Origin of the sequence: Streptococcus mitis B6, assembly GCF_000027165.1 — a bacterium.
Lineage (GTDB): Bacteria > Bacillota > Bacilli > Lactobacillales > Streptococcaceae > Streptococcus > Streptococcus mitis_AR.
Genome location: NC_013853.1, coordinates 1,308,877 through 1,331,526, shown reverse-complemented (window position 1 = coordinate 1,331,526; position 22,650 = coordinate 1,308,877). Strand labels below are relative to the sequence as shown.

The 22,650-nt window shown below is 36.2% G+C and carries 22 protein-coding genes and 1 pseudogene; 11 read left to right on the top strand and 12 right to left on the bottom strand.

All coding sequences use genetic code 11. The features are described from left to right. Positions 1–4 precede the first annotated feature (4 nt). From SMI_RS06740 to SMI_RS06685, 12 genes are all read right to left on the bottom strand, one after another. Positions 5–643, bottom strand: a complete 639-nt coding sequence (locus tag SMI_RS06740) for a DUF6037 family protein (RefSeq protein WP_000248477.1) — start codon at positions 641–643, stop codon at positions 5–7. Between the two features lie 55 nt (positions 644–698). After that, a complete protein-coding gene (locus SMI_RS06735; RefSeq protein ID WP_000425404.1) occupies positions 699–1,199 on the bottom strand; it encodes an antirestriction protein ArdA in 501 nt (166 codons plus the stop codon). Positions 1,200–1,259: 60 nt separating this feature from the next. Next, a complete protein-coding gene (locus SMI_RS06730) occupies positions 1,260–2,039 on the bottom strand; it encodes an abortive infection family protein (protein ID WP_000675717.1) in 780 nt (259 codons plus the stop codon). 41 nt (positions 2,040–2,080) lie between these two features. Beyond that, a complete protein-coding gene (locus SMI_RS06725) occupies positions 2,081–2,302 on the bottom strand; it encodes a hypothetical protein (protein ID WP_001009054.1) in 222 nt (73 codons plus the stop codon). Continuing rightward, complete coding sequence (locus SMI_RS06720) at positions 2,299–2,589, bottom strand: hypothetical protein (RefSeq protein ID WP_000055376.1); 291 nt, start codon at positions 2,587–2,589, stop codon at positions 2,299–2,301. The genes SMI_RS06725 and SMI_RS06720 overlap by 4 nt, the downstream gene beginning before the upstream one ends. Next, positions 2,586–3,770, bottom strand: a complete 1,185-nt coding sequence (mobT, locus tag SMI_RS06715; protein ID WP_000426689.1) for a MobT family relaxase — start codon at positions 3,768–3,770, stop codon at positions 2,586–2,588. The genes SMI_RS06720 and mobT overlap by 4 nt, the downstream gene beginning before the upstream one ends. Before the next feature lie 181 nt (positions 3,771–3,951). Further along, positions 3,952–5,355 carry an FtsK/SpoIIIE domain-containing protein gene (locus SMI_RS06710; RefSeq protein WP_001130244.1) on the bottom strand — a complete coding sequence of 468 codons (1,404 nt, stop codon included), beginning with the start codon at positions 5,353–5,355 and terminating at the stop codon, positions 3,952–3,954. Positions 5,356–5,376: 21 nt separating this feature from the next. Then, complete coding sequence (locus tag SMI_RS06705; RefSeq protein WP_000185761.1) at positions 5,377–6,150, bottom strand: hypothetical protein; 774 nt, start codon at positions 6,148–6,150, stop codon at positions 5,377–5,379. A 9-nt stretch (positions 6,151–6,159) separates the two neighbouring features. Continuing rightward, positions 6,160–6,537, bottom strand: coding sequence for a YdcP family protein (locus tag SMI_RS06700; RefSeq protein WP_001234191.1), 378 nt, complete (start codon positions 6,535–6,537; stop codon positions 6,160–6,162). 20 nt (positions 6,538–6,557) lie between these two features. Further along, a complete protein-coding gene (locus SMI_RS06695; protein ID WP_000421279.1) occupies positions 6,558–6,872 on the bottom strand; it encodes a YdcP family protein in 315 nt (104 codons plus the stop codon). A gap of 199 nt (positions 6,873–7,071) precedes the next feature. After that, positions 7,072–8,865, bottom strand: a complete 1,794-nt coding sequence (locus SMI_RS06690) for an ATP-dependent helicase (RefSeq protein WP_000181735.1) — start codon at positions 8,863–8,865, stop codon at positions 7,072–7,074. After that, entirely contained in the window at positions 8,862–11,048 is a 2,187-nt protein-coding gene (locus SMI_RS06685; protein WP_000470932.1) for an ATP-dependent nuclease, read from the bottom strand. The genes SMI_RS06690 and SMI_RS06685 overlap by 4 nt, the downstream gene beginning before the upstream one ends. Positions 11,049–11,930: 882 nt before the next feature. Here SMI_RS06685 and SMI_RS10935 point away from each other — a divergent pair. The 11 genes and pseudogenes from SMI_RS10935 (at position 11,931) to SMI_RS10565 (ending at position 22,636) form a co-directional block, all read left to right on the top strand. Continuing rightward, on the top strand, positions 11,931–14,270 hold the full coding sequence (locus SMI_RS10935; RefSeq protein ID WP_000479259.1) for a G5 domain-containing protein: 2,340 nt from the start codon (positions 11,931–11,933) through the stop codon (positions 14,268–14,270). A gap of 186 nt (positions 14,271–14,456) precedes the next feature. Further along, the gene (locus SMI_RS06675; protein ID WP_000169093.1) at positions 14,457–15,743 is read left to right on the top strand and encodes a peptidase U32 family protein; all 1,287 of its coding nucleotides are present in this window, start codon (positions 14,457–14,459) and stop codon (positions 15,741–15,743) included. A gap of 309 nt (positions 15,744–16,052) precedes the next feature. Then, positions 16,053–16,253 (top strand): F0F1 ATP synthase subunit C, encoded by a 201-nt coding sequence (locus SMI_RS06670; RefSeq protein WP_001054559.1) that lies wholly within the window; start codon positions 16,053–16,055, stop codon positions 16,251–16,253. A 32-nt stretch (positions 16,254–16,285) separates the two neighbouring features. Then, complete coding sequence (gene atpB / locus SMI_RS06665; RefSeq protein ID WP_000392858.1) at positions 16,286–16,999, top strand: F0F1 ATP synthase subunit A; 714 nt, start codon at positions 16,286–16,288, stop codon at positions 16,997–16,999. A 13-nt stretch (positions 17,000–17,012) separates the two neighbouring features. Beyond that, on the top strand, positions 17,013–17,507 hold the full coding sequence (atpF, locus tag SMI_RS06660; RefSeq protein ID WP_000558549.1) for a F0F1 ATP synthase subunit B: 495 nt from the start codon (positions 17,013–17,015) through the stop codon (positions 17,505–17,507). Continuing rightward, a complete protein-coding gene (locus SMI_RS06655) occupies positions 17,507–18,043 on the top strand; it encodes a F0F1 ATP synthase subunit delta (RefSeq protein WP_000359027.1) in 537 nt (178 codons plus the stop codon). The genes atpF and SMI_RS06655 overlap by 1 nt, the downstream gene beginning before the upstream one ends. A gap of 14 nt (positions 18,044–18,057) precedes the next feature. Next, positions 18,058–19,563 carry a F0F1 ATP synthase subunit alpha gene (gene atpA, locus SMI_RS06650; RefSeq protein ID WP_000996630.1) on the top strand — a complete coding sequence of 502 codons (1,506 nt, stop codon included), beginning with the start codon at positions 18,058–18,060 and terminating at the stop codon, positions 19,561–19,563. 15 nt (positions 19,564–19,578) lie between these two features. Continuing rightward, positions 19,579–20,457 (top strand): F0F1 ATP synthase subunit gamma, encoded by an 879-nt coding sequence (locus SMI_RS06645; RefSeq protein WP_000301214.1) that lies wholly within the window; start codon positions 19,579–19,581, stop codon positions 20,455–20,457. 85 nt (positions 20,458–20,542) lie between these two features. Beyond that, the gene (atpD, locus tag SMI_RS06640) at positions 20,543–21,949 is read left to right on the top strand and encodes a F0F1 ATP synthase subunit beta (RefSeq protein WP_000094352.1); all 1,407 of its coding nucleotides are present in this window, start codon (positions 20,543–20,545) and stop codon (positions 21,947–21,949) included. Positions 21,950–21,959: 10 nt separating this feature from the next. Next, complete coding sequence (locus tag SMI_RS06635; RefSeq protein ID WP_000068046.1) at positions 21,960–22,379, top strand: F0F1 ATP synthase subunit epsilon; 420 nt, start codon at positions 21,960–21,962, stop codon at positions 22,377–22,379. Between the two features lie 55 nt (positions 22,380–22,434). Continuing rightward, positions 22,435–22,636, top strand: a pseudogene (locus SMI_RS10565) (hypothetical protein). Positions 22,637–22,650: the final 14 nt, after the last annotated feature.

Genomic DNA, 22,650 nt, shown 5'->3' with positions numbered 1-22,650 from the left:
TTAACTATTCAATTTTATTTTTTGTCCATTTTGCAATAATACCTTCATCAGTTTCTTCATCATCTGGATTCATTGAATATCTGAAACTTAAATTGGTATCTGACCCTAATCGTTCATATAAGCTGGGTCTATACAATCTCGTTTTATTGTCATTAAAAGGACTTCGTTTTCCCAGCTCACCATTTCCCTTTAAAGGATTTCTTCTAACTGAAAAACAATATTTTTTTCTGGGATCTTCTGAATCACTTTGACTTAATGAGAAACACATGGCTTCTTTTTGGTCTTCATTTTTCTTCTCACTAACTTCTGTCGGAATAAATCGAGCAAGAGTTTGGCTAAATTGAAATAAAACATCTCCCAAGTTACTACTGTATTCGATACCAAAATATTCTCTTATTGTTTTCGTGTCTGTATATAATTTTACCGAATTAGCATAGACAGCTAGCATATCTGAAAAATCGTTTTCCTTTAAAAATTCTAGTTTTAACAGAGCATATTCTGGAACTTTTTCCTCTTTTTCAAATAGCTTAACAAGTACAATATAATTTTGCTGTTTGTAACGAAAGTAAAAGGAATCTATCACCCAGCCTTTATCTTTCATGTCTAGTTTTAATAGTTTAAGATTTTCAAATACATTTACCATAATTTATACCTCTCCGTGCTATTTATTAATTTAATTATAACACGGATTGTTAAACTTACTGACAATATTCAAATACCCCATGAGAGGTAACTAGGTAATTACCCTCTATTTCCATATCACGTCCCAAAGATTGGTAGTCAATATAATTTTGTAAATTGGAAGGGACTTCACCAAGCTGTCCTGTTTCTTCCACGTAATAACGGGCGACATCTTCCATCGAATCACAATCACTATAACAATGAATATCCTCTTTGTTTTCCAGTAATTCTTCCAAGCTACTAAACCACATGCCTTGAATTTCTTTGAGTTCATTATAAATAGGTGTACCTTCGATTTCTTGAATGGCTTCACATAGACGGTTGATTTCACTAATCGGCGTGTATTCGTCCACATCAAAAGGAAGCTCAAAATCATGTATTGCATATTCTTCGTAGTCCTCATTTAAACCGATTCTTTCTGCCATTTCTTCCTCATCAATTGGTGGAGTAAACCATGCTCCGACTAATTCACCTTCATTATACCGTCCTAAATTTGCCACATAGACTTTCATTTCCAATTCTTATCACATCCTTTTTATAAAAATAGTCATAAAAAAAGTAGCAATCAGTTAATGACGCTACTTATCAAGGTATCCGCTAATATAATCTGTAACTGTACTTGAAATACCTATTATTAGTTTTGCTTCTCTCTTTCCAATAATATTTGTATTAGGGTGTGCAAGTGAATGCCTATTTCTTGCTTCATTAAGAGAGCTAATCATTCCATTTGATGACCTTATCGTTGTCTTCACTATATCAGCAAGTTCAGTAGGTTGAATTTCTTTTTCAATTAATTGTTGTATCCTACTATATAATTTAGATAGATTTTCGTCTCTAGGAACTGTAATTTCATATTTTTTTAGTATTTCAATTAAATATCCATGAAAAGCAGTGTGAACTCTGTCAAAGGCACGTTGATATTCACCATTACTCATAAAAGACTCAGCGTCTTCAATAGCTTGTGAAACCACATCACTAATTTTCAACTGACTAAAGTTAATTACTTCGTAATTCTCTGGAAGTGGTACTAAAATAGTATCCACTAATACATTATCACCTTGTTTATCATATATGGAGCTTGCTGTCTGGGTAATCAAATCTTTATGACTTTCAAAAAAGTCTAAATCATCAAAAGGAACTCTTATTTTAAGATATGTGCAAAGCGTATTCCAGCCCTTTTTATATCCTTTATAATAAGTAAAATCGTCAGTCTCATCTAAAGTTACCTCTGATATTTTCATTTTAGAAACAATCTCGTTACCTCCTTCATAATAATTTGAAGAGCTCTTTCTTTCTAATGTTTTAATTAAAAGAGATTTAAATTGATCATTTGTAAACATATTCATAAATCCTTTCATAACAAAATATATACTTCCTATTTTATCATGAAAAATATCTGTTAAGCACCAATGATTCGGTTAAATAAGTTTAATAACACATCTTTCACGCCAGCTGCATTGAACACAAGTCCGACGGCGATTAGAGCAATAATCAAGAAGCCAATGAGTTTTGAAAATTCTCGTTTAAAACCTAAAAACAGTCCAATGACAACAATCGCTAACAATACCAATGACTGTGCATTATCCAAGAACCAGTTGTACAAATTCTGCCCAAAATTCATGTGATTGTCCTCCTTTCCTTAAGATATTTTTCTCGATAATAGATATAGCTTTTTACACGCCTTAATAATTGAAAAGGGGTTAAATGCTCTCCATAGACGGTTACTCGATTGGTATAATTATTATAAAATCTCACCTTGTAAAAATCATAGGTATAGATGGTATCACCAGCTTGCCGTTTTCCCTCAATAATGAGAGACGTATATTTCCCTGTATTTTGTATATACGCTTGAAACTCAATGCCACACTGAAACCCTAACTTCTTTAATTCTTTTGTTAAAAGGCTCATGTAATCAAATCCTCCATGGCTAGATGTTGTTGTTCAATTAATTTCTCATGTTTTTCTGTCAGTTTGGCTTCCTGAATCATGGTGGAGATAATGGTTGTACCGTTGAGAACATCTAAAATGCTTGCGATTTTTAATGTAGGGGCGACTTGATGATGTAACCAGTTCAATGTTCGTTCAAAAGAATAAGGCTCTGGCTGTGTGGTTAGGCGTAATGCTCCACGATTTTTACCGATAAACCATTCCCAACGTTCATTAGTTTTCCAATCACTCCGACGTTTAGTGTCGTCTTTATCTGCAAAGCGGATATAGCGATTGATAATTTCAAAGGCTGTTTTTTCCGCCTGTTGATGTGCCAATAAATCTTTCATGGCTTGGGTGGCTCGGTCATTTTTTAACCGAATTTCAAACCGATTCTTTACTTCTGCGTCTTCTAAGGGAACATCATTTTTCACGTATTGCTCATAATCTTTCTCATATATACAGAAATAGACTTCACTTTTTAATGAGCCAATATAAAGTGTGTTTCCCATGTATGGTTTTTCATCACGGTGAACCAATTCACCACTGCGATAATTTTTAAAGCTTCGAAAGACGGAAATGCATTCTTCCTGTTTACATTTCTTTGCCAAATCTGGAATATTCAAAATCCCTGTTTTATCGTTGATAGCTAAATCCAAGCGTTTGAAAATACCTTTATGTTCCATGCAATCTTGAAAGAAATCATACCAGCTCCGATGTTGAGCCAATAGAAAGTTTTCAAATTGCCGACAGCCTTTTCCTTTCAGTTCTAATAAAACACCTTTACTTACATCATGAGAGACTAGGACAACAATATCACCGAAACGATAGTGTTCGGGATAAGAATAATAGCCAAAGTCTTCGTGTAGCATATAATCCATATTCAAACGTAAAACCTCACCGATAATTTGAGCCACATCATTGGTAGGGAATCGAATCCGTACATAGTCGAATAACATCTCCAATGGGTTATCGGGATTGAAGCGTTCCAAAGCGTTCAGTAAATCTTCTTTCACCTGTTGAGTAGGGACTGCCTTGCCTGTTTCAATATCCGATAGGTAAGGTCTGGTAATATGAGAAGCAACCGCCAGTTTATTTTGAGAAACGCCATAAGCCAGTCGCTTTTCTTTCAATTCCTTAATCCAAATTTTTTCGTTTTCCATTCGCAAACCTCCAATCTAAAAAAGATGTAAACTATGACCCTTGAGTTTACACCTTTCATATTTTCCGCAATCCTTTGTACCATCAACATTGGTTGATGAGAATTGCCTGTTTTCAGTTGTATTTGTGCCCCCCTGTTAGATAGAGGGGGCTAAAGGATTGGCGTGGCTAACGCCACACCAATCAAAGCAAGTCTGAACCTGTACCTTTCACTTCGTGCGGTACAGGCTCAGATTGCTTTTTTTGAATGACTTTTCCTATTTCTCCTAAGAAATCGTACCTTTTTGGTACAAGGGGTGTATAAAACTCACTAATCACACTTTTTCCTGTATCCACGTAACCTCTTCCCTTGATGGGTTTTAAGAAAAATTGTTTTTGTGTATCGCTTCCGAACATCATACCAAAGCCCATTTCAGACATACGACCCAAAGCCACACGGAAGTTAAAGTTGTCCCGAATCCCATCACTAAAATATTTTGCGTCTGGACGTTGACAGGCAAGAATTAAAAAGAAGCCTGCTTGTCGTCCTAACATTACAATTTGTTTGAGTTTATGAATAACGGTGGTACTTTCACGACCTAGCATATCCATCATTGCCACATATTCATCAAAAATAAGAAAATTGGCAGACAAACCAAGATAAGCATAATTTTCTCCTGTTTTATAGTTAGGGTGTTGTTTCATGGTTTCACTGCGATCAATCATATCTTCGTAAAATTGATTGATACATGCCAACATATCTTCTTTACGGTAATAGACATTATTCATGACCGCCCCTAAGTCTGCCAAATCAGCATTTTTAGGGTCAAGAATATAAAGCTTTGCATTTGTATGCAGGAGAGATTCAATCAATGTGAGAATAAAATAGGATTTTCCACTACCAGTGCCCCCAGCAATTAACATGTGAGGGAGAGAATCGAACTCCCAATAGACCGATTCCATCAATTTGACACGTCCATCTTGAGCTACCACGTCTTCAATGCCAATTCGATTGCCAATAGTATCATAAAGTAGGACATACTCTACATAAGAATCTTTCAACGTTTTTTCCACTAATTCACAATACAATCCTGTTTCTAGTTTGTTTTCTAGGTGCAAAAGCTGATCTTGATATTTCCCTAAGGTGATTTCTACATGAATATGGATTAGTCCATCTTTCATTCGATAATATATTTTAGGAAAATGGCGGATTCGTTGTTTGGTTTTCTTGCTGGGTAAATCTTTAAAGAATCCCTCTGATTGAGTTTCTTCGGCTTCATACCAATGATTTTCTAAAATCATACGAGCTAACTTTTGACGGTGCTCTAACTGTTTTATAGAATCTATACGATAGTGATAATAAAGCCAGCTGATAAGTCCGCATACAAAAAGAGCAGTGAGAATACTGCTCCAAAAGTATGGCGTATGAAGTTGATAGAAAAATGTATCTAACTGAACTGCTTGCCAGTTCACCGATTGTAACGCTCTCCAATGAAAAGGGAGTAGGACGACTAGAAAAACTACCAGCAATGAAATTAGTACAAAATGATAGACCAAGTGCTTATCGTTGGCTTTGATTCGCTCTCCTCTGTCATGAAGCAATGGCATAAAAATCCTCCTTTCCACCTATCAAAATAATTGTGTATTGTAGATACGAGCCTGTTTATCAAAAGTTGGTTGAGAAATGGCTTCATATTTCTGATAAGCGATTCGCTTTTCAAAGCGTAAATTTTTTTCTTTCGGATAATAATGACGTCGATAGAGAGTGTGTCCTAACAGTTTTTTCGCTTCTTTTGTCAACGGATAGAGATAGCGAAACATGCGTCCATTGATTTTCTCAATCCCTTTGTATTCGCAAAATGCCTGGGAAAGCCAATGCTTTTTCTCTACCTGTTCAAAGCGAGCATTTTCCTCTAATAAAAGGCGAGCACTTCGAGGGTGTATCTTTTCCCATGACTGCTTATCACGATAGACACTTGTCTTGAAATACCCGCAGTAAAAGAAGTTGGACGCTTGATAGACATAGCCACATTTTCCCTCAATTCCATCTGCCAGTGTATATAAAAAATGACAGTCCGTATGTTCTTTCAACCACTTAATTAGAGCTGAAAGAGCTTGACTGCCAAAATAATTGGTTTGATTCATTTCTGGAAGAAAACACATCTTTCCAATTTCTAAATAATCTGTGGTTTGAAGGGAACTGTCGGGAAAGAGTTTGCGTATGGTTTGTAGGGGTTGCGTACCCCAGCCTAATTCCACAACGCCTAATAATTTTTCTTCTGAAAAAATCCCTAGAAAGTATTTACACAATCTAGGGAGTATCTTTGAATAATGGTATTGCCGAATAAAAGAAATGGCTTCATCTTTCGGAATTTCTTTCAAAATCAATGGTGTGTTTGTCATAAGCAACACCTATTTTTCACTTTCGGACGCTTCTTTTTTATATTTCTGATGAGGTTTTGTCTGTCCTTTTAATACAAGATCGTCTGCTTTCACGTACCAATCAACGTCTGCCCCTCGAAAAGTAGCCGTCGCTACGGTATCTGCCACAGGATTGATTAATTCCACTTCTGCGTTGTAGTCAAATTCTTTCAAAGGAACAGAAGCGGGGATACTGACTTGTATCATGCGTCCTTGTCCTTTTGATTTTAAGTCATAGGTACGTTCTTTAATTTCTTCGGAAACCGTACCATCTTCATTCTGGATACGAACCTCACGACGCAAGGCGGAAAATTTCAATGTGCCAAATGTCTGGTCTTTTTCAATCACAATACCTTCTGCTAATCTCATATTTTTTCACCTTTCCTTTCTTATGCTTTCACCATATCGTCTGCGTGCATAATGTAATTGGTAAATCCTCGATTGCCAATTTTATAACCTTCTGCGGTAATATGTGGGTTGATGAGTTTGACTTTTTCGTCGGATTCAAAATGTTTCTCGCCAGCTTCGGAGGGAAGAATGACAACAATATCATCTGCTCGTTGAATCGTTGAGTATAAATTGTAACTACGAGAGAGAATGGTTGGTCTGCCATTTATTCGACGTTGTTCAATGTTCCCTTCACCAGCATATTCTAATTGTCCAAATGTTTTTTCCATATTGGGAATGACATATTTAAGTTCCATATTTTTACCTATCCTTTCTGTTTTTATGTTTGAATGAATCTTATTTGTGTGATGGTTTTAAAGGGGGGAGAGCGACCTTTTGATTCTTGATTTTTTATTTTCATAAGTTCACTTCCTTTCAAAATTGGGTAAAAAAATAGACGCTCCGTACTGAGCGTCCGATTCCTACTATATTTAAAACAACGACTACCTAGGTATTTTAAATATTATAATCAAATTCTATTTTATCTAATAATTGAGTGGGATAAAGCAAGTCTCCTTTACTCGTAAAATAACCCACCTCTGAGAAAAGAAATAAATTATTTTTTGCTCTTGAACAAATTACGTATAGTAGTTTTCTCGCTGAACTAATTCCTTTATCAGAAACATTAAAAATTTCATTCCAATGAGGAATTTTCCCGTTTAGAAGATTAATAGCGATAACAGTATCATACTCATTTCCTTTAACTTTATGTGCTGTAGTAAGTGTGATACCATCTCGAGATTTAAACATCTTCTTAAAACTAGATACACTACTAGATAATGAATTATTTTTTATCCGATCTTCTACTTCGTTAATAAAAAATAGATAGTGCTTAAAAATAGACGGGTAATTTTTCTCGTCAATATTAAGATTAACAAATATATGTTTGGTAACAAATTTGTATAAATCAACACCGTTGTCGTCTCCACTATACATTCTTTTCACACTGTTTATTAGCTGTAATAAATCTAAGTCAATAAAATAATCTTTAACTTCTATTCCAAATTCATTTTTTAATATAATTAAAATATCGTTTGCAATTAGCTTTCTTCTTCGAACCTTTTCACCTGATTCAGTAAAGTACAAAATTGCTAACTTGAAAAATAAACTATGATTATTTACCTTAATTGGTGATATATTTATAGCATCAAAATTGCAATACGGTAATTCTTTCTTTAAATACTCACCCAGTGAAAACAGAGGATAGTGTTGAGGAGCAAGTACACAAATATCTTTTTCATGAATGCCGCTTTCAATCTTTTCCTTTATTATATTTTTTATTATGTTGGGTAAATCCTCCTTAGTAACTTTGCAATCATAACTTATAAAACCACGGTCGTTTTTATTATTCCCTCTGCTTTCAATCTCGTAAGGACAACTCTGAAAATTAGAGTAGAAGTCTACTAATCTCTGATTAGACCTGTAACAGCCATGTAGCGTCTTTGATTGAAAAGTGTGACTAGTTAGCATTTCTAGTTCTTCAACTGATTTAGCTATACCATCTAATGATCCATAAATTGCTTGGTCAATATCTCCAACAAACATTGACTGAATTTGAGGGTTGTTTTGAAGTAATTTAGCTATTACATTGTATTGTAATTCTCTAGTATCTTGAAATTCATCCACATAAATCGCCCTTATATTACTAGCAATATTACGTGCAACGTTACTGTTTACAGTTAAAATTTTATACGCTACTAGTAAAATCATATCAAAATCAATTTCTTTATTTTTTTCCAACATAGTGTGATACATTTCAGAAACTTGAGTATACTGAACTTCATTAATTTTAAAATCATGAGAAAGTGACAAATCAATTTTGTTCAGTTCATACGTTTTGAGATTTAAATTCAGCATATTATTAATTTGGCTGACGTAAGCTCTTTGAGTATAATCATCAATAATTGTAAATCCTTTTGATACTCTTGAGAGATTCATTTTAAAAGGATAAATAATAAATTCAAGACAAAACTGATGTATTGTCCCCACCCAAATATTAATATCATCATCTATACTAAGTAAACTTAGGCGTTCCTTAATTTCTTCAGCAGCTCTATTAGTGTATGTGATAGCAATTATTCTTTTTAGTGATCCATCGTGTTTAATTGCTTGGTAAGCAATTTTCCTTGTAAGTACCCTTGTTTTCCCACTCCCAGGACATGCATTTACATAAAGGTTATCTTCACTTTCCACAACATCTTTTTGTTCTAAATTTAAATCATTTACAATTTTTTCGAAGATATTTGTCATTTTGAAACCTCAGCATAAAGTATTTTTGTGTAATTTTCTATCTGATTGATTAGATACACAACATCCTCATCTTTACCAAAGTACTCTAATAAAGAAATTATTGCTATATTCAAATCAGCTGTATCACTTGTTTTTAAACTAGCTGATAAAGCTGACAATTCTGTAGTTTCCTCGTACAAGTCGATTGTATGGAGTAGAATTTTTTTATAAATTGAGAGATCTACTATTTCCTGACATGCAAAAGCAATAGCATTAAGAATATACTTAGGAATTTTGATTAAAAAGTCAATTTTTTCACCTAACTCAATTGCAAACCACCCCTTACCAACATGATTGGCTAGTTTTAACATCGCTAAATTTCTTTCTAAATATTGTTCACTTTGTATTTCTTCTTTATAAGCAGTTATTGTTTTTTTATCTTTGAATGCGTCATCTATAATTGGACTGACATAAGTTAGAATATTTTCTTTATTCACATCTAAAAACTCAATTTCAAATGTTGTATTAGCATAAAAACAATTAACCCAATTGTTTTCATTAAAAAGGGAGGATAATTTTTCTTTTCTTGCTTGACCTTTCTCTTGTGCAGTGCTTTTATACAATCGATGTTCTGATGGGATTGCCTGTTCATCTAAATCAGTTACAATAGCACACTTTCTCTGTATTCTATCATCGTCAAACAAGCTAGCGATATATTCAAACGAAGTACTACCAACATTAATCAAACCTATTCCAAGTTCGTCTAAGTTTATACCAAATAATTTTTTTACTATTTGAGGAATAAGTATTTCTTCAGCATCTCCTTCAACTAAGATAACACCTTTAGAAAAAAGCAATCCATTTCTTTTAACATCTAAATATCTCTCTACTGCGTTTATTAGATTTAGATTGTTCTTTTTTAACTTTTCTTTAGCAAATGAGTTCAGATTATTTGCTGGATTCATAACGATAGATTTGCCATTAAACGATTTTAATACATTCATCCGAGATATTTCAGACACTTCAGCTAAATGTACAGAATGTGTGGTCATGAGAATCTGAGTATAGTTTTTTTGAAGATTTAATCCTTCGAACAGAGTTTTTTGAATATGATGATGAATATGAGCTTCTGGTTCTTCAATCAACATAATATTAAGTAGTTCTCTTGAACGACACGCTTCAAATTCGACTATTTTCAAAGCTAAATAAATCATATTTAGATGTCCTAACCCTAGTAAGTCTAAGTCGATATTTTGTTCTGGCTTCATTGAAAGAAATTTTGCTAAAGAACCCATATCATCTGACATAGTTGAGGAAAGAAGATTAGGAGAATACACTGAACCAATTATGCTATTTAGTTGCCGATTAATATTTTCGCCAATTTTCCTAATTTCAGGAACACTGGTAATAGTCTCATTTAATTGCTGTATAATTGTTTTTAATGACTCAACATTATCTGATGATATTTTTGATTCAATTGTTTCCATGATTCTTTTGACAGGGTTTCGATTGTTTTTCATTTCTCTAAGAACATCTCGAAGAGCGTCAACATAAACAACCGAAATATGCTTGAAAATATCTGACATGTCAATTCTTGAGCCCAAAAGAGCTTCATCGTCTTCTTCAGGATTACTAGCTATATTGTCATTGAGTCTTCCTACCAATTTATCATAATTTTCATTGATACAGAAATTTAGATTTGATTTAGATGTGTAGTAAAATTCATAGTCGGATAGACGAATAGAATTTCTAAATTCGTTAAATTGATGAGAGTCTAATTCAGTGGAAATATCAAATAATTGCTTTCTAATAGCTTTGTTAGGTCTAATAAATAGAGAAATACTACCTACACCTTTATCTGCATTTGAAATCAATTCTTCTAAGATTGTTTGACTTTCAGAATTTAAAGAAATGGAAGCACAAATCTCATTGTCAAATTCTTCTTCGCTGATTCCTTCAAATGTCGCAGAGATAATAATCCAATGCCCTTGCCACCCATTTTGAATTCCATGAAAAAAATCTGATTCTTTCAGTGTTTTACTACTATAGTAATAACTATCATCTAATAAGATTCTCAATGCAGTAAGAGCATTGGTTTTCCCTGAATCATTCTCACCTATAATAGTATTTGTCTCATTATCGAATCGAAAGATTTCGGATTCATAATTTCTAAAATTTCGAATTTGAAGAGTAGATATAAACATAAGCAGATCTCCTAACTATTTAATTAATATGATTATATAGTAAGTTTATCATAAATTATGTTAGTAAAAGTTCTCATTATAACAATTGGGTTAAAAAGAAAATAGATAGTATTCTACCTCATATTTATTTGAAAGTAATATATAAAAGACGTTCAAATTCGAACGCCTCTCGTTAACCAAATATTGGATTCAGAATCTAGTTTTCATATATAAACAGAGTATGATTAGGTGCAAAAATTGCACTTTTATTGCACTTTTATTTTTATTTATAGTGTTTTACTGTTCTGTATATTGTTTTAACTCCCTTGATAGTATCGCATTCTGTTTTATACACTTTACGTTGAAAACAGAGTGGGAGTAAAGCTATAAATACTTTACTCTTATAGTAAATGAAAAATAAGGATTTCGAGAGAACAAAATCGTTCTCTCTTTTTTTATCTGAATATTTTAAGTAAAAGGTTAAGCTATTCTTTCATAAAACAAGACAGAATGGTTGCCTCCAAAGTCTCATCATAAGAGAACAGTTATATTCTCTGGATCTACTTTTGAGATGGTAAAAATAGATATACTGATATCCATTCCTTTTATCATATCCTTGATTTCTTAAGTTTTAAAGACAGTTTAATCAGGATTCCTTTTATATATCGATTAAGAAATAAATAATCTGTCTTGAATCCTACCATAGATGTATAAACAGTCATTTTGTTTTTTTGTTTCGTATCAGTATCAATCCGTTCTGATATTGTTTTTTGAATTTTAGAAAATTCTAGTACAGTAGTTAGGAAGTTTTTATAAATTTATTGTATTTAATTCTTGAGTTGATACCTTTACTTTTTTAGTTAATTATGTAATAATATTAACAATACAAATAAATGAAAGTTGGTGTTTCTATTGCATAAAGCAGTAAAACAAGAAAAAGGTCATGGCTATCTCCGTAAAACTAAGTTAGGTTTGTTAAGTGGTATTGTCCTAACTATGGCTTTAGGGAGTTTATTTTTAAATAGTGTTGTAAGCGCTAACGAACAATCTACTAATCCAACAACAAGCGTCCAACCAAGTCAACCGGCAGGTGAAAGTTCACAAAACGAGTTTGAAACTAGTACATCCTATGCTGTAAAAGAAGCAGAGTTGAAAGCAAAAGTAGAAGAAGTGAAAGCGCTAGGTATCACTGTAAATGAAACACCAGTTGAAAATGTTGGTACAGCTAATACTCTTTCTGAAGTAAATCCGTTACGAAAAACTGCTGAAGAAAAAGTTGACGCTGAAATTCAGTCTTTAGAATCAGCAAAAGCGGAACAAGCTCAAGCTGATGCTGATCGAGCTAAGATTGAAGAGATTAAAAATAATCACCTTATTGCAAATTATGTCAACGTAAAAGATAAGATTGCAAGTCAAGTGAATTCAAGATTAGCGTCCGATGATGTTAATAAAGAAATGACACTCAGTAATTTTACTTCTTCTGAGGGTGAAGTTCATTATTTAAATACGGGCTCAGTAGATGTAAGAACTAGAAAGGGCGTTGCAGATGCTTTAGGTCATGATGTAACTACGACTGACCCACATGTTACTGTTAAAACTGGAGCAGCTAATCTTCCGGGTTTGGAGGAACTTAGAGCTAGAGATAGTAGAGCTGGCTATAACGGATATATTGTAGAAGCGAAAAATGGTGAAACTTTTACTTACACAGTGAATCTAGATCCAACCAGTGTATTAACATCTAAATATGGTGTTGCAAGTATTGATACAAGTCTCCGTTTGAATTACACTTTACCTGAGGAAACGAAAATCTATGCAATTATTCGTGGTCAAGCAATTTTACAAGAAATTTTCGTTAAGAACTTATCTAGACGGGTTGCAGGTCAATCGGACTTAGTTAAGTACACTAAGACATTTACTTATAAAGATGCTAAAGGCCAAGAAATTCCGTTAGATAAATTACTCTCTACAATATTAAATGAACAGGCTTTCGGTGGTAAATCTGTAATTAAACCATCAGATGTACCTGAGAAAAAAATTAAAGAGTTCGAATTAAGGTCACCTATTGGCTCAACAGGACAGGTACTATACGAGTTAAGGAGAGAAAATTCTCTTATAGGTGAAAATACGATTTCATCAAGTAATTATCTAAATGCGCGTATGCCAAGAGGACAAATATCTGCTTATTTAAGTCAAAATACCTTCACCAATAAGATTCCTAAGGTTGAGATAATAGATCCAGATAAGGCTTTGAACAGTGTATCTCGTGACTATCATTTGGTGACTTATACAGAGGTTCAACATAAAGGTAAGGTTACTCAAAAGTTTGTTGATGAACAAGGTGCTGAGATTCGACCGTCTGTTACAAGTGAGGTAAAAGCAGTAGGGGAGCAAATTACATTAACTCATCCGACCGATTTGGACTTTGAAAACAAGCGTTACACCTTTAAAGAACAAGATAAACAGGATATTACTGAGATTATAAAAGGTGAAACTGTCATTACCTATGTGTATAAACAGAAGTATGAGAACAACTTACCACCTGTAGAAACAGAAACAAAAATTCCAATTACAACAACTTATGTAGAAGACAAAACAATCGACTATGGTACGGAAATTGTTGAATCGAACGGTAGCGAAGGTAAAATTGTAACTACAACACCTAAAATTGTGAATGAACTTGATGGTACTGTAACTGACGGTAAGCCGACTGAAAAAGAAACTCCTATGGTACCAAAAGTGGTTAAAGTAGGTACGAAACCAACAGTTGTAGAAACAACCATTCCATATACAACACGTTACGTAGAAGATAGTACAAAAGATAAAGATTATCGTGAAGTAACAAGACCTGGTAAAGCTGGTAAAATAACTACTACGACAACTTATACCTTGAATCCTAATACAGGTGCAGTAACACCGAACGAACCAACCACGATTACTGAAGAGGCAGTAGAAGAAGTTATCACAGTAGGTACGAAACCAAAGGTTGAGGCACCAAAGGTTGAGGCACCAAAGGTTGAGGCACCAAAGGTTGAGGCACCAAAGGTAGAAGTACCAAAATTAAAGACACCAACTGAACAATCGACAAAAGAAACTTCACAAACTCCGACTTCTGTAGCAAGTAAGAGAGAGGAATTGCCTAATACAGGTACGGAAAATCATGCTAATCTTGTAGTCTTAGGACTTCTAGGAGTTTTGAGTGGATTTGGATTTCTGGCACACAAGAAAAAAGAAGTGGAGAAATAGTTTTTCTAACTTATATTAGGAAAGGGCTCACATCTGTGGGCTTTTTCTCTTTGACAATCTTTTTGATTTAATAATCTAAAAGATTAGAATTGTCAAAACAATCTGTCTAGGCTTGATTTTATGGCTTATTTACTATAAAATGAGAAGGAAAAACGTCAAACTTTTATATTGCAAATAGGAGAAAACATGACAAAAACATTAAAACGTCCTGAGGTTTTATCACCTGCAGGGACTTTAGAGAAGCTAAAAGTAGCTGTTCAGTATGGGGCAGATGCTGTCTTTATCGGTGGTCAGGCCTATGGTCTTCGTAGCCGTGCAGGGAATTTTACCTTTGAACAGATGGAAGAAGGTGTCCAGTTTGCGGCTAAGTATGGTGCTAAGGTTTATGTGGCTGCCAACATGGTTATGCACGAAGGAAATGAAGCTGGTGCTGGTGAGTGGTTCCGTAAGCTACGTGATATCGGGATTGCCGCGGTTATCGTGTCTGACCCAGCCTTGATTATGATTGCAGCGACTGAAGCACCAGGTCTTGAAATCCACCTCTCTACCCAAGCAAGTGCCACTAACTATGAAACTCTCGAGTTTTGGAAGGAACTGGGCTTAACTCGTGTCGTTTTAGCGCGTGAGGTTTCAATGGAAGAATTGGCAGAAATCCGTAAACGTACAGATGTTGAGATTGAAGCCTTTGTCCATGGAGCTATGTGTATTTCCTACTCAGGTCGCTGTACGCTTTCAAATCACATGAGTATGCGTGATGCCAACCGTGGTGGATGTTCTCAGTCTTGCCGTTGGAAGTACGACCTCTACGATATGCCCTTTGGCCAAGAACGCAAGAGCTTGAAGGGTGAAATTCATGAAGAATTTTCAATGTCAGCCGTTGATATGTCTATGATTGACCATATTCCAGATATGATTGAAAATGGTGTGGACAGTCTAAAAATCGAAGGACGCATGAAGTCTATTCACTATGTTTCAACAGTAACCAACTGCTACAAGGCGGCTGTGGATGCATATCTTGAAAGTCCTGAAAAGTTTGAAGCGATCAAACAAGACTTGGTAGACGAGATGTGGAAGGTTGCCCAACGTGAATTAGCTACAGGATTTTACTACGGTACACCATCTGAAAATGAGCAGTTGTTTGGTGCTCGTCGTAAAATTCCTGAGTATAAGTTTGTCGCTGAAGTGGTTTCTTATGATGATACGACACAAACAGCAACTATTCGTCAACGGAACGTTATTAACGAAGGCGACCAAGTTGAGTTTTATGGCCCAGGTTTCCGTCATTTTGAAACTTATATTGAAGATTTGCATGATGCAAAAGGCAATAAAATTGACCGCGCTCCAAATCCAATGGAACTCTTGACAATCAAAGTCCCCCAACCTGTTCAAGCTGGAGATATGGTTCGAGCTCTCAAAGAAGGTCTTATCAATCTTTATAAGGAAGATGGAACCAGTGTCACAGTTCGTGCTTAATAAGCAAGCAGGAGATGAAAGATTTCTAGTTGCTTTCCCTTTAATCCTGCTCACTAAAAGAAGTCAAAGAAAATATATCAATTTCCATCCGAGATTTCATCTCGGATTTTTTCAATATTTTTCAGAAAGACTTAGATAATGGACGAATTTATAACAAGTTTTTTACAAAGTTTTCTATACAATAGACTCAAAAATAGTAAAATTATAAATAATTTTCATTAAACGCTTTCAATGTTAGTAAAAAGTTGACAAATCCAATTTTTAGGACTAAACTAAGTAAGTAAATTTTAATTAAAAGGAGAATTCGTCATGAATTTAACATTTTTCGGTCTATGTCTTGCCTGTATGGGTGTATCTCTTGGTGAGGGTATGTTGATGAATGGTTTGTTGAAATCAGTAGCTCGCCAACCAGATATTATCGCTGAGTTTCGTAGTTTGATGTTTTTAGGGGTTGCCTTTATTGAAGGAACTTTCTTCGTAACTCTTGTCTTCTCATTTATTATTAAATAACGAAATATAAATTGGAGAAGGGAGAATGTTAGATGGAAGAAAGTATCAATCCAACCATCAATATTGGTCCTGTTACCTTTGATTTAACTTTGACAGCCTTGACTTTGCTGTCTGTGTTTCTGATTTTTGCATTTATCTATTGGGCAAGTCGTAATATGACGTTGAAACCCAAAGGTAAACAAAATGTACTAGAGTATCTCTATGATTTTGTAATTGGATTTACAGAACCTAACCTTGGTTCCCACTACATAAAAGATTACTCACTCTTTTACTTATGTTTATTTCTTTTTATGGTCATCGCCAATAATCTTGGTTTGATGGCTAAACTTCAAACAACAGATGGGACAAACCTTTGGACATCGCCAACTGCAAATCTTTCATTTGACCTTGTCTTGTCTTTCTGTATTATTTTGATGGCGCACATTGAGGGGATTCGTCGCCGTGGGATTAAACAATACCTAAAAGGTTTTGTAACTCCTGCATTTATGACACCGATGAATCTACTTGAAGAAGTCACGAATTTCCTTTCTCTTGCTTTGCGGATTTTTGGGAATATCTTTGCAGGTGAAGTAATGACAAGTTTGCTTCTCTTACTTTCACATCAGGCTATTTTTTGGTATCCAATCGCATTTGGAACAAACTTAGTTTGGACTGCATTTTCCGTGTTCATTTCTTGTGTACAGGCCTATGTCTTTACACTATTGTCCTCTATGTACCTAGGAAATAAAATTAATGATGAAGAGTAGAAAGGAGTAACTGATGCACGTAACAGTAGGTGAATTAATTGGTAATTTTATTTTAATCGCTGGCTCTTTTATCCTTTTGCTAGTCTTGATTAAAAAATTTGCATGGTCTAATATTACAGGCATTTTCGAAGAAAGAGCTGAAAAAATTGCTTCAGATATTGACAGAGCTGAAGAAGCACGTCAAAAAGCGGAAGTATTGGCTCAAAAACGCGAAGATGAATTGGCTGGTAGCCGTAAAGAAGCTAAGACAATCATTGAGAATGCGAAAGAAACAGCTGAGAAAAGTAAAGCTAGTATTTTAGCAGATGCTAAACTAGAAGCAGGACGCTTAAAAGAAAAAGCGAACCAAGAAATTGCTCAAAATAAAGCTGAAGCTTTACAAAGCGTTAAGGGTGAGGTAGCAGATTTGACAATCAGCTTGGCTGGTAAAATCATCTCACAAAACCTTGACGGTCATGCCCATAAAGAACTCATTGATCAGTATATCGATCAGCTAGGAGAAGCTTAATGGACAAGAAAACAGTAAAGGTAATTGAAAAATACAGCATGCCTTTTGTCCAATTGGTTTTAGAAAAAGGGGAAGAAGATCATATCTTTTCAGACTTAGCTCAAATCAAGCAAGTTGCTGAAGAAACAGGTTTACCTTCTTTTTTAAAAAAAGTGGCAGTAGACGAGTCTGACAAGGAAAAAATAATTGCTTTCTTCCAAGACTCTGTGTCACCTTTATTGCAAAACTTGATCCAGGTTCTTATCTACAATCACAGAGCAAATCTTTTTTATGATGTGCTTGTAGATTGCTTGAACCGACTTGAAAAAGAAACAAATCGATTTGAAGTGACGATTACTTCAGCTCATCCTTTAACTGATGAACAAAAGAGTCGTTTGCTCCCTTTGATTGAGAAAAAAATGTCTCTGAAAGTAAGGAGTGTAAAAGAACAAATCGATGAAAGTCTCATTGGTGGTTTTGTCATTTTTGCCAATCACAAGACAATTGATGTGAGTATTAAACAACAACTTAAAGTTGTTAAAGAAAATTTGAAATAGAAAGTGGTGTTCTTTTGGCAATTAACGCACAAGAAATCAGCGCTTTAATTAAGCAACAAATTGAAAATTTCAAACCCAATTTTGATGTGACTGAAACAGGTGTTGTAACCTATATCGGGGACGGTATCGCGCGTGCTCACGGCCTTGAAAATGCCATGAGTGGAGAGTTGTTGATTTTTGAAAACGGCTCTTATGGGATGGCTCAAAACTTGGAGTCAACAGACGTTGGTATTATCATCCTAGGTGACTTTACAGATATCCGTGAAGGCGATACAATCCGCCGTACAGGTAAAATCATGGAAGTCCCAGTAGGTGAAAGTCTGATTGGTCGTGTTGTGGACCCACTTGGCCGTCCAGTTGACGGTCTTGGAGAAATCCACACTGATAAAACTCGTCCAGTTGAAGCGCCAGCTCCTGGTGTTATGCAACGTAAATCTGTATCAGAACCATTGCAGACTGGTTTGAAAGCTATTGACGCCCTTGTACCGATTGGTCGTGGTCAACGTGAGTTGATTATCGGTGACCGTCAGACAGGGAAAACAACTATTGCGATTGACACAATCTTGAACCAAAAAGGTCAAGATATGATTTGTATCTATGTCGCGATTGGACAGAAAGAATCAACAGTTCGTACGCAAGTAGAAACACTTCGTCAGTATGGTGCCTTGGACTACACAATCGTAGTGACTGCTTCTGCTTCACAACCATCTCCATTGCTTTTCCTAGCTCCTTATGCTGGGGTTGCCATGGCAGAAGAATTTATGTACCAAGGGAAGCATGTTTTGATTGTTTATGATGATTTATCAAAACAAGCGGTAGCTTATCGTGAACTGTCACTCTTGCTTCGTCGTCCTCCAGGTCGTGAAGCTTTCCCAGGGGATGTTTTCTATCTTCACAGCCGTTTGCTTGAGCGCTCAGCTAAAGTTTCTGATGAACTTGGTGGTGGATCAATTACAGCCCTACCATTTATCGAGACACAAGCAGGAGATATCTCTGCCTATATCGCAACCAACGTGATTTCTATCACTGATGGACAAATCTTCCTCGGTGATGGTCTCTTCAATGCGGGTATTCGTCCAGCCATCGATGCGGGTTCATCTGTATCACGTGTAGGTGGTTCTGCACAAATCAAAGCCATGAAGAAGGTTGCTGGTACACTTCGTATCGACCTTGCTTCATACCGTGAGTTGGAAGCCTTCACTAAGTTCGGTTCTGACTTGGATGCAGCAACACAGGCTAAGTTGAACCGTGGACGTCGTACAGTTGAAGTCTTGAAACAACCTGTTCACAAACCATTGCCTGTTGAGAAACAAGTAACCATTCTCTATGCTTTGACACATGGTTTCTTGGACACTGTTCCAGTAGATGATATTGTTCGTTTCGAGGAAGAGTTCCATGCCTTCTTTGATGCTCAACATCCAGAGATTTTGGAAACCATTCGTGATACAAAAGACTTGCCAGAAGAAGAAGTCTTGGATGCTGCGATTACAGAGTTTCTCAATCAAACCAGCTTCCAATAAGAATAGAGGTGTCAGATGGCAGTATCTCTAAATGATATTAAAACAAAAATCGCCTCAACAAAAAATACGAGTCAAATCACTAATGCCATGCAAATGGTATCAGCTGCTAAGCTTGGTCGCTCTGAAGAAGCTGCTCGTAACTTCCAAGTTTACGCTCAGAAGGTTCGTAAACTTTTGACAGATATCCTACATGGTAATGGAGCTGGTGGTTCAACCAATCCGATGTTGATTAGCCGTCCAGTTAAGAAGACTGGCTATATCGTCATTACTTCAGACCGCGGTTTGGTTGGAGGGTATAATTCTTCTATTTTGAAAGCCGTTATGGAGTTAAAAGAAGAATACCATCCAGATGGTAAAGGATTTGAAATGATCTGTATCGGTGGAATGGGAGCTGATTTCTTTAAAGCTCGCGGTATTCAACCACTTTATGAACTACGTGGCTTGGCAGATCAACCAAGTTTTGATGAAGTTCGTAAGATTATTTCAAAAACTGTTGAAATGTATCAAAATGAGCTCTTTGATGAGCTTTATGTCTGCTACAACCACCATGTCAATACGCTAACCAGTCAAATGCGTGTGGAACAAATGCTTCCGATTGTTGACTTAGATCCAAATGAAGCGGATGACAGTTACAGCTTGACCTTTGAATTGGAAACTAGCCGAGAAGAAATTTTGGAGCAGTTGTTGCCTCAGTTTGCAGAAAGTATGATTTATGGTGCTATTATCGATGCTAAGACAGCTGAAAATGCTGCGGGTATGACAGCCATGCAAACAGCGACAGATAATGCTAAGAAAGTCATTAATGATTTGACAATTCAGTATAACCGTGCCAGACAGGCGGCGATTACACAAGAAATTACAGAAATCGTAGCAGGAGCTAGTGCCTTAGAATAGGCACTAGTCCAGCTCGTATGAAAATGAACTTAGGACCTAGTTGAGCTAGGAACCGACAGTATCTTATATAGAATAGGAGAAGGAGATGAGTTCAGGTAAAATTGCTCAGGTTATCGGTCCCGTTGTAGACGTCTTGTTTGCAGCAGGGGAAGAACTTCCTGAGATTAACAATGCACTTGTCGTCTACAAAAATGACGAAAGAAAAACAAAAATCGTCCTTGAAGTAGCCTTGGAGTTGGGAGATGGTATGGTCCGTACTATCGCCATGGAATCAACAGATGGTTTGACTCGTGGAATGGAAGTATTGGACACAGGTCGTCCAATCTCTGTGCCAGTAGGTAAAGAAACTTTGGGACGTGTCTTCAATGTTTTGGGAGATACCATTGACTTGGAAGCTCCTTTTACAGAAGATGCAGAGCGTCAGCCAATTCATAAAAAAGCTCCAACTTTTGATGAGTTGTCTACCTCTTCTGAAATCCTTGAAACAGGGATTAAGGTTATCGACCTTCTTGCCCCTTACCTTAAAGGTGGTAAAGTTGGACTTTTCGGTGGTGCCGGAGTTGGTAAAACCGTCTTAATTCAAGAATTGATTCACAACATTGCCCAAGAACACGGTGGTATTTCAGTATTTACCGGTGTTGGGGAACGTACTCGTGAAGGGAACGACCTTTACTGGGAAATGAAAGAATCAGGCGTTATCGAGAAAACAGCCATGGTATTTGGTCAGATGAATGAGCCACCTGGAGCACGTATGCGTGTTGCCCTTACTGGTTTGACAATCGCTGAATACTTCCGTGATGTAGAAGGCCAAGACGTGCTTCTCTTTATCGATAATATCTTCCGTTTCACTCAGGCTGGTTCAGAAGTATCTGCCCTTTTGGGTCGTATGCCATCAGCCGTTGGTTACCAACCAACACTTGCTACGGAAATGGGTCAATTGCAAGAGCGTATCACATCAACCAAGAAGGGGTCTGTAACCTCTATCCAGGCTATCTATGTGCCAGCGGATGACTATACTGACCCAGCGCCAGCAACAGCTTTCGCTCACTTGGATTCAACAACCAACTTGGAACGTAAGTTGGTACAATTGGGTATCTACCCAGCCGTTGATCCACTTGCTTCAAGCTCACGTGCCTTGGCACCTGAAATCGTTGGAGAAGAGCACTATGCAGTTGCTGCTGAAGTAAAACGTGTCCTTCAACGTTACCATGAGTTGCAAGATATCATTGCTATCCTTGGTATGGATGAGCTTTCTGATGAAGAAAAGACTTTGGTTGCTCGTGCCCGTCGTATCCAGTTCTTCTTGTCACAAAACTTCAACGTTGCGGAACAATTTACTGGTCAGCCTGGTTCTTATGTTCCAGTTGCTGAAACTGTACGTGGCTTTAAGGAAATCCTTGATGGTAAACATGACCACTTGCCAGAAGATGCCTTCCGTGGTGTAGGTTCTATCGAAGATGTAATTGCAAAAGCTGAAAAAATGGGATTTTAAGAGGTGATCTATGGCTCAGTTAACTGTCCAGATCGTGACACCAGATGGTCTCGTCTATGATCACCATGCCAGCTATGTATCGGTTCGAACTCTGGATGGTGAGATGGGGATCTTGCCACGACATGAAAATATGATTGCGGTTTTAGCAGTTGATGAAGTAAAGGTAAAACGTATTGATGATGAAGAACACGTGAACTGGATTGCAGTAAACGGAGGCGTTATTGAAATTGCCAATGATACCATCACAATCGTTGCTGACTCTGCAGAACGTGCTCGAGATATCGATATCAGTCGTGCAGAACGTGCCAAACTTCGAGCAGAGCGTGAAATTGAAGAAGCACAAGACAAACACTTGATTGACCAAGAACGTCGTGCTAAGATTGCTTTGCAACGTGCCATTAACCGGATTAATGTCGGAAATAGACTATAAGAAAAAAGGAGTCTGAGACTATTGTCCCAGACTTTTTTTATTTTCAGGAGGGAAAATAATAACAGAATTACAATCACCACGCTATATTGTCATTTCATTTTTAATACGTGAAATGGAAGTTGATATTGTTGAGGTCATAACTATTATGGCTGAATTAGAAAACAGTGGCTTGGTTCAGGGAATCAAGTGGAAATTTAATACTCAAAGAACATGGAAGAGCGCACAAAATCTCCTCATCTGAAAGTGTTTCAGATTAAGTTCCGCTATGGTG